Raw genomic sequence first — 9114 nt, forward strand, 5'->3', positions numbered from 1 at the left:
TGTCTACGCCCGGCGCAATATCCTAGCCCTGAGTGACGTGCAGGCTATTGCCGCCGATCCGCGTGTGCTCGCTCTCACGGGCGCGGCGACCATCCCCACTCGTGCGATCTTCTTTGACAAAGTCCCTGGAGCCAACTGGCACGTGGGCTGGCACCAGGATCGTGCCATCGCCGTTGCAGAGCGCATCGAGCTTTCGGGCTGGGGGCCGTGGACGGTTAAAGCAGGCGTGCTCCATGTGCTTCCTCCCGCCGAGATTTTAGAGAAAATGGTCACGGTTCGCCTCCATTTGGACGACTGCGACGCAACCAATGGCCCACTTAGGGTTCTCCCTGGCTCGCACCGCCATGGGATTTTAAGCCAGGAGCAGATCGCCGCCCTTCGCAAAGAGGCTCCAGAAGTGACCTGCACCAGCCCCATTGGGGGCGCTGTGGTCATATCCCCACTCCTCTTGCACGCCTCATCGCCCGCCGCTAGCCCCAAGCACCGAAGAGTGCTACACATCGAGTTCGCGCCTGAAAATCTCTTGCCGAAGGGTCTATCGTGGGCGATCTGACGACTTGGTTTGAGCAAGCGGGCTACCAAGTGCGCTTTGACTGGGGCCAAGACGGCGCGGCGCGTGCCGGAGCCCGTGGCGATGTGGTGGTGATCGTGGACACCCTGCGCTTCTCCACCACCGTGGCCGCCCATCTCGCCGCTGGAGCCACGGTCGAGCCGCGCTACTGGAAAGATGGCGCGGATACTTCCTTACTTTCTCCGACTGCCCTCCTCCCGATAACGGGAGGAGGGGAGAGAGGGGAGCCGATTGCACTTGCATCACCCAATGGCGCGATGTGTTGCCGAGCGGCGAGTGCGTTGGGGGCAAAGGCGGTTTTTGCGGGGGCTTTGGTCAATGCAAGCACGGTCGCGGCGGCAGCCCGCGCACTTCAAACTCCCATCACGGTCATAGCCTGCGGCGAGCTCTCTTCCCCCCTCTCTCCCCTCCTCCCGTTATCGGGAGGAGGGGCAGGGGGAGGAGGGCTTCGCTTTGCGCTTGAGGATCTGCTCGGCGCGGGGGCGATTATCGCGGCGCTCCCCCACCTTTCTTCCTCCCCCGAGGCTAAGACGGCACGCGCGGCGTTTCTCGGCGCAAAACCGAAGCTACTCACGCGGCTACTGACCTGCGGCAGTGGCATCGAGCTGCGAGATAAAGGGCTTGAGGCCGATGTGCACTACGCCGCCCAGCTCAACTCTCTCGCTGTTGCTCCCTGCCTGACCGACGGAATATTTAGCAACACAACACCCCCAGACGATAGGACACTGTCATGACAATTCGACCCGACTCTCTCAGCGATGCGGACTATGCCGCCCGCGTTCTTATTGGTAACACCTGCTTCCCCGACTATGTAGACACCGTTGAGGAGCTGCGCTTCTCGGATGCCCACCGCGACCCGAAGATCAAGTGGGCACGCTTTCTCGCCGAAGTAGACGGTCAGCCCGTCGCGACCGGCGGCTACGGCCAGAGCATGGACATGTACCACCCGCAGAAATTTGGCGTGAACGTGAACGTACTCCCGGAGTTCCAGGGACAGGGAATTGGCAAGGCGCTCTACGAGCACGCGCTCGCCGCGCTTGCACCCCACAATCCAATTCTGATCCGCTCCAATGCCCGCGAGGATAAAGAGCGCTCCGTGCGCTTTCTCACCGACCGGGGCTTCACCGAGGCAATGCGGGACTGGGAAAGCCGCCTGGCGCTAGCCACCTTCGACCCGACTCTACTTGCGGAGGCAGCACAGAAGGCGCAGGATGCGGGAATCACGGTTCACAGTGTTGCGGAGCTTTCAAAAAGCGTCCCGGACTGGAAGCAGCGCCTGAAAGAGCTGGACTGGACGATCACGCTCGACATGCCCACCACCGATACGCTTACGGATCCAGGCTTTGAGCACTTCGAGAAGACCACACTCGGCAACCCCAGCTTTCTGCCCGATGCCTGGTTTATTGCACTCGACGGTGACCACTGGGTCGGGGAGAGTGCGCTCTGGAAGAGCGAGGGCGACCCGGAGATTCTCTATGTCGGCGCTACCGGCGTGCGTCGCGAGTACCGGCGCAAGGGAATCGCCACCGCGCTCAAGCTCGCCGCCACGGGTTGGGCCAAAGACGCTGGCAAGCGGGAGGTTCGCACCTGGAACGCGCAAGAGAACCGCGCCATGCTCTCTATCAACGAGGCAATGGGCTTTGAAAAAATCCCCGCCTGGATCAGCTACGAAAAGAAACTGCAAGATGCAAATCCGTGAGTTTAACCCCGAGCAAGACTACGAGAAGCTCGCCGCCCTTCATAATGCCGTCTGGCCGGACTACCAAATCACAGTCGAGGAGCTAAAGGCCAGCGATGCTCAGCGCGAGGCCAAGATCCGCCACCACCGCCTGCTCGCCGAGAAAGACGGCCAGGTGATCGCGCAGGGAAAGATCGGACAGTCGTCGTGGTCTTATCATCCACAGAAGTTCTATGTAGGAGTGGATGTCCATCCCGACTTCCGGCAGCGCGGCATTGGCCAAGCGCTTCTGGAGACTCTCTCGCAGAAAGTCGCCGACGCGAACCCCACCCAGTTTGGTGCCGATGCCCGCGAAGACAAGCCCGAGTCGGTGGGATTTCTGACCAAGCGCGGCTTTGTGGAGTGCATGCGCGCCTGGGAGTCTCGCCTGAAAGTCGCGGATGTTGACCTGGCTCCATTTGCCGAGGCACGCCAGAAACCACTGACCCACGGGATTCGTCTGACGGATCTGACGACGCTCCTAGACGAAGAGGGAGAAGAAGCCTACGTCAAGCTCCATGATATGGAGGTGGAGTGCGATGCCGATGTGCCTTTGCCCGAGGGCGAGAAGCACACACCGATGGCATACGATGCCTGGCGCGAGCGCATCAACAAGAGCGTGCGCTTCAAGCCCGAGTGCCAGTTCATCGCTGTCGCCACCGATGGCCAGTATGTTGGGATTTCCATGCTCTTTCCCCCCAAGGCGGGCAACTACCTCGACACCGGTCTGACGGGCGTTCGACGTGCCTACCGACGGCAAGGAATCGCGCTGGCGCTCAAGTGTCTGGCGGTGGAGTACGCACTCGCGCACGGGGTTCCCGAGATCCGCACCGACAATGCCCAGATCAACCGCGCCATGCTCTCCATCAACGAGGCGCTCGGCTTTGAAAAACAACCCGCCTGGATCATCTACGAAAAAAAGCTAGCCTGAACCCACCCGGCTTCACTCGTCCCTCGCTTCGCCACCCTCCCTCTTCGAAGGAGGGTCGGGGAGGGAGGACGGGTGAAGGACGTGAAAACCGCGCCACGAGTTTGGCGGAAGATCATCCAGCATCACAGTTGGTTTTGGCAAAAAACCCTCAAAGCACTCGACAATTCCTAGCTCTTCTGCGGATTGTCTTGCATACTCTCCACCGCCCGCGCTCCAACAATACAGCTCCCAACCCTCTTCTTTGAGCCTACGGACATACTGAATCGTCCGCACGATAGGAATTCGCTTCGTCCCCACCGAGCGCACCAGTGTGTCATCAACATCCACAAAAACGACATTAGGCATGTTTTAGCGCCTCGACCAGCATCCGCAAGCCGGTTACTAGGCGTGGGGTGGCGCGAAAGAGCAGGTCGGCGGGGATTCTTACCACGCGGATGTTGGGGAGAGCAGGTGGCGTGGCGGGCTGGCCGGGGTTGGTTGCGATCACATAGACCGCAGGCTTGAGAGTGAGGAGTTTCTCTTTCGTGAGCTGGGGAAACTCGCCACCCTCCGTGACAACGTTTATACCGCCCGCATAGCCGATCAGCTCATCCACAAACGAGCCTGGCCCCACGGCATAGAGCGGTGAGGCGCTGATCTCGATAAAGACCGGGATTCGACGGGTGACCTTGCTTGGCTGGAGGGCGAGGCGGCGCGTGTCGTAGCGGCTCCCGGTGAGCTGCGCGAGCTCGCCTAAGTGCCGGGATACATCGGCGACTTTTCGGGATGACTGCACAAAAATAGGGATTTTGACACGTGCGGCAAAGCTCTCGACATCGGCGCGCTTCACCGTGGCGGAGTCAAAGACGATCAGCTCGGGCTTGAGGGCGAGAATACGCTCGTAGGAAGGCCGCGTAAAGTCCCCGATGCGGGGGAGTTTTTTTGTCTCCTCCGGAAAATCACAGGCGCTGGTCACACCGACAACAAGCTTCCCGGCCCCAATGGCAAAAAGGTTCTCCGTCGTGACCGGCGAGAGCGAGACAATGCGACGAGCAGGGCGGGTAAGAGTCAGCCTTCGCCCAAGATCATCCGTTAGAGTCATCTTGCTCCGCGTCGTTCGCGTTCTCTTCTTCGTCGTCCTCGTCTTCTTCATCGGGCACACCGGTGAAGAGGCTCATGGGGGCAAGCTGTACCGAAAATGTCGGCAGCATCTCCGTAAAGCGTGATGGGTGCAGGATCGTGGCAAGCACGCGAGCCGCCTCGGCCAGCCCCTCCCCCACTTCGGAAAGATACGCAGGCTCGACCAGATAGACCTCGTGGCCCGTCACTGCCGGGAGCGTCAACCAGCCTTCCAGCTCGGTAAGTCCCTCCAGATTATCGCCCGCAATGATAATAATCTCGGGGGCAAAGGCCACAAGCTCCTCGGCAGAGACATCGTGCGCCTCAGAATTGGCAAGCCCTGCGCCCCCTGCTGCGATCAGAAGCTCTTTTTCCCAGAGCCCTAGGGTGCGTGGCGGATTCACGGAAGCCAGGATCACGGTTCGGGGCCGCGCTTCCATAATGGCAGTTCGCTTGCTCACGGGCTCCCAGGCAGCAAGTAGCTCACGCTGCGCCGCCTCAGCAATCTGTGTTGTCATGACGAATATGGTATCACGCAGTAGTGATCTTGAGGCGATCCACTGTCTCACCCCACTGATCTAATTGCTTGATCTCAAGCGCCTTAGAGTCCATCTCGATCACGGTCAGCGAGTGCCGGTCGGCGATAAAACGGGCGATGTAGTCTATATTGCCGTCTTCAGGATGGGTCTTTGCCTTCTGCCCCCACTCCGTGTCGTAGAGGTGCTTGCCACCTGCTCCCGTAGTGATGTAGATCACGCCCTCAGGCTTGGTGACGGCCTTGCCATCAAAGCGTGTGTCGAGCGTGAACTTACCCGGCACCAGCCGGGCCTTGGTTCCGACGTTCGACGCGCCTTTCGTGTCGCTCGGAGCGAAACGCAGCGGCATCGTTCTCTGGTAGTTGTGCTCATGACCGTGCCAGACAATCGCGACGCCGCAACGCTCGAAGATCGGGGCAAGCACGCGCATGTGCTGCTGGGTGTAGTGATCTGCCCCCACATTGAAGCTCGGATGGTGAAAGACCACAAACTTCCAGACCGCATTGGTAGATTTTAGATCCCGCTCGATATAGCTCTGGAGCGCAGCATTGTTAGGGTCAACATAGAGATTGGAGTCGAGACAGAGAAAGTGCCCATCACCGTAGTCAAAGCTGTAGGTACTCATTGTCGGGAAGCGACTCCCTGCACAGGCCTTGAAGTGCGTGATGGGCTCGTCGGGCCCTATCAGTGGCGGTGCAAATGTCCCCGTCAGACCGTTCTCGGGCAGGTACATGTTGGTGAAGTAGGCCAGCGAGTCGGGGTAGAGATTGAAGTCCGCGACCGGGTGCTTTTGGGCGTCCTTGCCGTGTACATCGTGGTTGGCGAGCACAGTGTAGAACGGCACGGAGCGCAGGAGTGGTGCCCCGATCCGTGGCCCCGCCGTCTCGGCATTGTAGACCGGGAAAAAGTGCCGCGCGTACTCATCGTCGGTGCCATCTTCGTAGACATTATCGCCGGTGTTGAGGACAAAGTCGGGGAGGGCTTTGAAGGCCTGGTAGGCGATCATGCGATCTGAGATATCGCCGTAGGAGTTGTCGCCAAAGGCCACAAAGCGCGTTTTCGCGCCACGCGGCTTCCGTGTGGTGAACCACCCTTCGGCGATGCGTTTTCCGTCGAGAAACACCTGATAGCCAAAGCGCTTTCCCGCCGCGAGGGTAGGAACAGAGACGGCATAGTTAAACCGTAGCTCCTCATCGCCCAGCTCGCCCGAGATACGCTCAGTACGCTTGGGAACGAGGCGCTCTGTGACACCCTCCACCTGCACCTGAAAGGCCGCAGGTCGGTGCTCTGTCTGCCAGGCGATCACCAGCGAAGTATCATTGTGGGGGCCAGGCTGGAGGTAGGGAAGCGCGGTAAAGAGTAGCGGTGGCGGCTGGCTCGTCTCACTGGGTAAGGCAAAGCCACGCTCAGCAGGAACCAGGGCAAGGAAGCTCAGCCCTCCCGCCGCCCGAAGAAGCTCACGTCGTGTCATATTTTTACGGTACTTACAAGTAGGTGCTCTCAGAGAGAGTTTATTTTGGGGAGAGCGTAGAATAGAAAGTTTTTTGGGCCGCTGTTCATCGCGACAAGCAAGCCATGGGGGAAGCGCTTTCCCAGCGGCTTGTCGCAGATCTCGATTCCATCGGTCTCATCGGCACCACCACGGATCACAAAGCGGGGCATGTCGGGGTTGTTTTTTTCAAAGCCGTAGTAGAGGCTGCCGCCTGTGATTTGATCGGTGCAGACAACGTACTTGCCCCAGAAAGCAATTCCTTCGTGGTCGCCTTTCCAGCCGGACTTGGCAAAGACGCGCCGCTCGCGGCTGGCATCCGGTGCGTCTGGATCAGCGCTCCAGCAGCGCACGCCAAAGCCCTCATCAGAGTAGTAGACCAGCCCGGCGGCACTGTCTACAGCAATAGACTCGATCTCTTTCTTGCCCGAGTAGCTCCCAAAGCGCCGCACCAGCTTGCCCGTCACATTGGGGCCGTTGGTTTGAAGAAGCCACTGCTCCAGATAGCCGCTTGCCGGGCCATTTTTACGCCCTACAATCACAAACAAGGCTTTGTCGCGCGGGCGGAGATAGAAGGCCACGCCCATCGGGGCCGCGAAGTCGTCTTTCTCGCCTATAAAAACGGGTAGAGCCCCAGCGTCGGTGAGGGGCTTGGGAGTGTCTGTGATGCGAAAGAAGCGCAGGCGGGACTTCAGGCGCTCCGTCGCAACGGCCAGTGAGCCACTGACAGCGACATTATTGGGGCGATCCAGCCCGCCAAAAACCTGGCGGATCTTGCCATCCAGCCCAAAGACATAGAGCGCCCCGCCTTCTGCCGCCGAGGTCTTATTGGTTCCCAGAACCAGGCTCTTTTCGGGCTGGCGCGGGTGCACCCAGATCGCGGGATCGTCGGGATCGGTGCCCACGGGCTCAGTGGCAACCGTGGGCTTGAGGTCAATAATGCGCAAAGCGCTAGTCATTCCCCGCCGGGCTCCAAGGGCCACGTGCATTTGCACCACCGCCATCGCTTGGCGGGAAGCGCCATGCCCAGTTGCGAGCGGTTCCTGCGGCGGCTGTGAAAGAGAGTCGGCTCCACTTGGCGTGGCCATCCTGGTAGAGGAAGTTCAGTCCTCCGGAGTGGGCGCTCCCTCCGGGGCCACTATTGGCGACCGGGACTCCTTGAAGCTCATTAAGCTCGTCGCCTTCAATCTCACTGTCATTGGCCTCTAGCATTAGGAAAGACTCCGCAGGAGTCTCCCAGGCGGCAAGTGAAGGCGCCGTGTCGCTGACAAGCTCGTTGATGGAGTAGCTACACCAGTACCAGAGGTTGTTTCCACGGGCGGGGTCACGCTGAAGCCCCCAAGACGTCGCGGGCTCCGGCCATACTTTGGTCGTACGAGCCCCCGCAAGCTCTTGTCCTGTTGAAGGATCCGTGGGGCAGACAAAAATGCCGCCCTTCGTTCTATTATAGGACTGAGGCGCACCTTTTACGTAGGCATTCACCAAAAATGGCCAGTAGTAAGTCCCCCAGCGGCTCGCCTCGCCAACATCAGGGAGAGCATCCCCAGGCCAAGTCTCATCGTAGTCCTGTGCGTACATCATAAAAGCCGTACCAATCTGCTTCTGATTAGAGAGACAGGAAGTCTGGCGGGCTTTCTCACGAGCCTGGGCGAAGACGGGAAAGAGAATGGCGGCGAGAATCGCGATAATGGCGATAACGACAAGAAGTTCAATCAAGGTAAAAGCACGTTTCATAGCGAAACTATCTTAGATGCTCTAGGTAAAAGAATTGTTAAGCAAGAATTAAATTACACGAAATGAGTTATATCTATGAGTTTAGTTCGTTGGGGGATTATTGGGTGTGGTGATGTGGCAGAGAAAAAAGGCGGCCCTGCGCTCTACCAAGCAGAGGGCTCGGAGCTGATCGCGGTGATGCGGCGGGACTTAACAAAAGCCGAAGACTTTGCACAGCGACATGGGGCCAAACGCGCCTACGATACTACTGAGGCACTGCTCGCTGACCCCGAAATCGACGCGGTCTATATCGCCACGCCCCCGCATCTCCACTGCCAGCAGACACTTCTAGCGGCGGCGGCGGGCAAGCATGTCTTGGTGGAGAAACCCATGGCGCTGAGTGTTGCCGAGGGCGAGCAGATGATCGCGGCGTGTAAGGCACACAGTGTCTCGCTCCACGTGGCCTACTACCGGCGCTATTGGCCCAAGTTCCAGGCGATCAAAGCCACGCTGGAGGCGGGCGAGCTGGGCACGGTACTGGGAGCGCGGCTCCAGCTCTGCACTCCGGCCCCAGCGAGTGGCTGGCGCGTAGACCCGGCGATCTCGGGCGGGGGCCACGTGGTGGATGTGGGCTCGCATCGGCTCGACATGCTGTGCTTTCTTCTGGGAGATGTCGCCGAAGTGCAGGGCTTTGCGCAGAATCGCCTCGCGCATCACCAAGCTGAGAACGATACGGTCTTCTCTTTGCGCTTTGCCAGCGGCGTGCTCGCCTCGGCGGGCTTTCATTTTCACACGCGGCCCCAGAAAGACATTTTGGAGATCTTCGGCTCTGAGGCGACACTCACCTGCGATCCATTTGACGGTGCGGCCTTTACGATAAACGGCGAGGAGCGGCGCTTTGAGACACCGAGTCCCACCCACCTGCCGTTTGTCCAAGCCCTAATGTGCGGCGAGTCAGACCACGTCACGGGCGAAGAGGGGCTGAAAGTGACGCGCCTCCTAGAGACAGTGTTGCGGAACAAAATCTAATAGGATATTGTCTGAGATCGCGGATGTTAA

At 59.5% G+C, this 9114-nt stretch carries 11 protein-coding genes; 5 read left to right on the forward strand and 6 right to left on the reverse strand.

Annotated elements, in window-relative coordinates; all coding sequences use genetic code 11:
* From RMO15_RS32395 to RMO15_RS32410, 4 genes are all read left to right on the forward strand, one after another.
* A partial coding sequence (locus tag RMO15_RS32395; RefSeq protein WP_309723215.1) for a phytanoyl-CoA dioxygenase family protein occupies positions 1–553 on the forward strand: 553 nt, incomplete at its 5' end.
* The gene (locus RMO15_RS32400) at positions 541–1305 is read left to right on the forward strand and encodes a 2-phosphosulfolactate phosphatase (RefSeq protein WP_309723218.1); all 765 of its coding nucleotides are present in this window, start codon (positions 541–543) and stop codon (positions 1303–1305) included. The genes RMO15_RS32395 and RMO15_RS32400, both read left to right, overlap by 13 nt.
* The gene (locus RMO15_RS32405; RefSeq protein ID WP_309723223.1) at positions 1302–2270 is read left to right on the forward strand and encodes a GNAT family N-acetyltransferase; all 969 of its coding nucleotides are present in this window, start codon (positions 1302–1304) and stop codon (positions 2268–2270) included. Before RMO15_RS32400 ends, RMO15_RS32405 begins: the two co-directional genes overlap by 4 nt.
* Positions 2257–3219 (forward strand): GNAT family N-acetyltransferase, encoded by a 963-nt coding sequence (locus tag RMO15_RS32410; RefSeq protein ID WP_309723226.1) that lies wholly within the window; start codon positions 2257–2259, stop codon positions 3217–3219. The genes RMO15_RS32405 and RMO15_RS32410 overlap by 14 nt, the downstream gene beginning before the upstream one ends.
* Positions 3220–3231: 12 nt before the next feature.
* Here RMO15_RS32410 and RMO15_RS32415 read toward each other — a convergent pair whose 3' ends face one another.
* Genes RMO15_RS32415 through RMO15_RS32440 form a run of 6 tightly spaced genes read right to left on the reverse strand, consistent with a single transcriptional unit; the run spans position 3232 to position 8076 of the window.
* Entirely contained in the window at positions 3232–3564 is a 333-nt protein-coding gene (locus tag RMO15_RS32415; protein WP_309723229.1) for an HAD family hydrolase, read from the reverse strand.
* Positions 3557–4300: a helical backbone metal receptor gene (locus tag RMO15_RS32420; protein WP_309723232.1), complete on the reverse strand. Its 744-nt coding sequence runs from the start codon at positions 4298–4300 to the stop codon at positions 3557–3559. The genes RMO15_RS32415 and RMO15_RS32420 overlap by 8 nt, the downstream gene beginning before the upstream one ends.
* Positions 4284–4835 carry a hypothetical protein gene (locus tag RMO15_RS32425; protein WP_309723235.1) on the reverse strand — a complete coding sequence of 184 codons (552 nt, stop codon included), beginning with the start codon at positions 4833–4835 and terminating at the stop codon, positions 4284–4286. Before RMO15_RS32425 ends, RMO15_RS32420 begins: the two co-directional genes overlap by 17 nt.
* Before the next feature lie 13 nt (positions 4836–4848).
* Positions 4849–6324 carry a metallophosphoesterase gene (locus RMO15_RS32430; protein WP_309723238.1) on the reverse strand — a complete coding sequence of 492 codons (1476 nt, stop codon included), beginning with the start codon at positions 6322–6324 and terminating at the stop codon, positions 4849–4851.
* Between the two features lie 29 nt (positions 6325–6353).
* On the reverse strand, positions 6354–7301 hold the full coding sequence (locus RMO15_RS32435; protein WP_309723241.1) for a phytase: 948 nt from the start codon (positions 7299–7301) through the stop codon (positions 6354–6356).
* Positions 7294–8076, reverse strand: a complete 783-nt coding sequence (locus tag RMO15_RS32440; RefSeq protein ID WP_309723246.1) for a DUF1559 domain-containing protein — start codon at positions 8074–8076, stop codon at positions 7294–7296. The genes RMO15_RS32435 and RMO15_RS32440 overlap by 8 nt, the downstream gene beginning before the upstream one ends.
* A 75-nt stretch (positions 8077–8151) precedes the next feature.
* Between RMO15_RS32440 and RMO15_RS32445 the strand changes: the two genes are divergently transcribed.
* Entirely contained in the window at positions 8152–9084 is a 933-nt protein-coding gene (locus RMO15_RS32445) for a Gfo/Idh/MocA family oxidoreductase (protein WP_309723248.1), read from the forward strand.
* Positions 9085–9114: the final 30 nt, after the last annotated feature.

Origin of the sequence: Armatimonas sp. (assembly GCF_031410135.1) — a bacterium.
Lineage (GTDB): Bacteria > Armatimonadota > Armatimonadia > Armatimonadales > Armatimonadaceae > Armatimonas.

Bases quoted from the DNA above. Each gene is read 5' to 3' on its own strand.
- RMO15_RS32405 (WP_309723223.1), top strand. From the start codon at position 1,302: ATGACAATTCGACCCGACTCTCTCAGCGATGCGGACTATGCCGCCCGC.
- RMO15_RS32410 (WP_309723226.1), top strand. From the start codon at position 2,257: ATGCAAATCCGTGAGTTTAACCCCGAGCAAGACTACGAGAAGCTCGCC.
- RMO15_RS32415 (WP_309723229.1), bottom strand. From the start codon at position 3,564: ATGCCTAATGTCGTTTTTGTGGATGTTGATGACACACTGGTGCGCTCG.
- RMO15_RS32420 (WP_309723232.1), bottom strand. From the start codon at position 4,300: ATGACTCTAACGGATGATCTTGGGCGAAGGCTGACTCTTACCCGCCCT.
- RMO15_RS32425 (WP_309723235.1), bottom strand. From the start codon at position 4,835: ATGACAACACAGATTGCTGAGGCGGCGCAGCGTGAGCTACTTGCTGCC.
- RMO15_RS32430 (WP_309723238.1), bottom strand. From the start codon at position 6,324: ATGACACGACGTGAGCTTCTTCGGGCGGCGGGAGGGCTGAGCTTCCTT.
- RMO15_RS32435 (WP_309723241.1), bottom strand. From the start codon at position 7,301: ATGACTAGCGCTTTGCGCATTATTGACCTCAAGCCCACGGTTGCCACT.
- RMO15_RS32440 (WP_309723246.1), bottom strand. From the start codon at position 8,076: ATGAAACGTGCTTTTACCTTGATTGAACTTCTTGTCGTTATCGCCATT.
- RMO15_RS32445 (WP_309723248.1), top strand. From the start codon at position 8,152: ATGAGTTTAGTTCGTTGGGGGATTATTGGGTGTGGTGATGTGGCAGAG.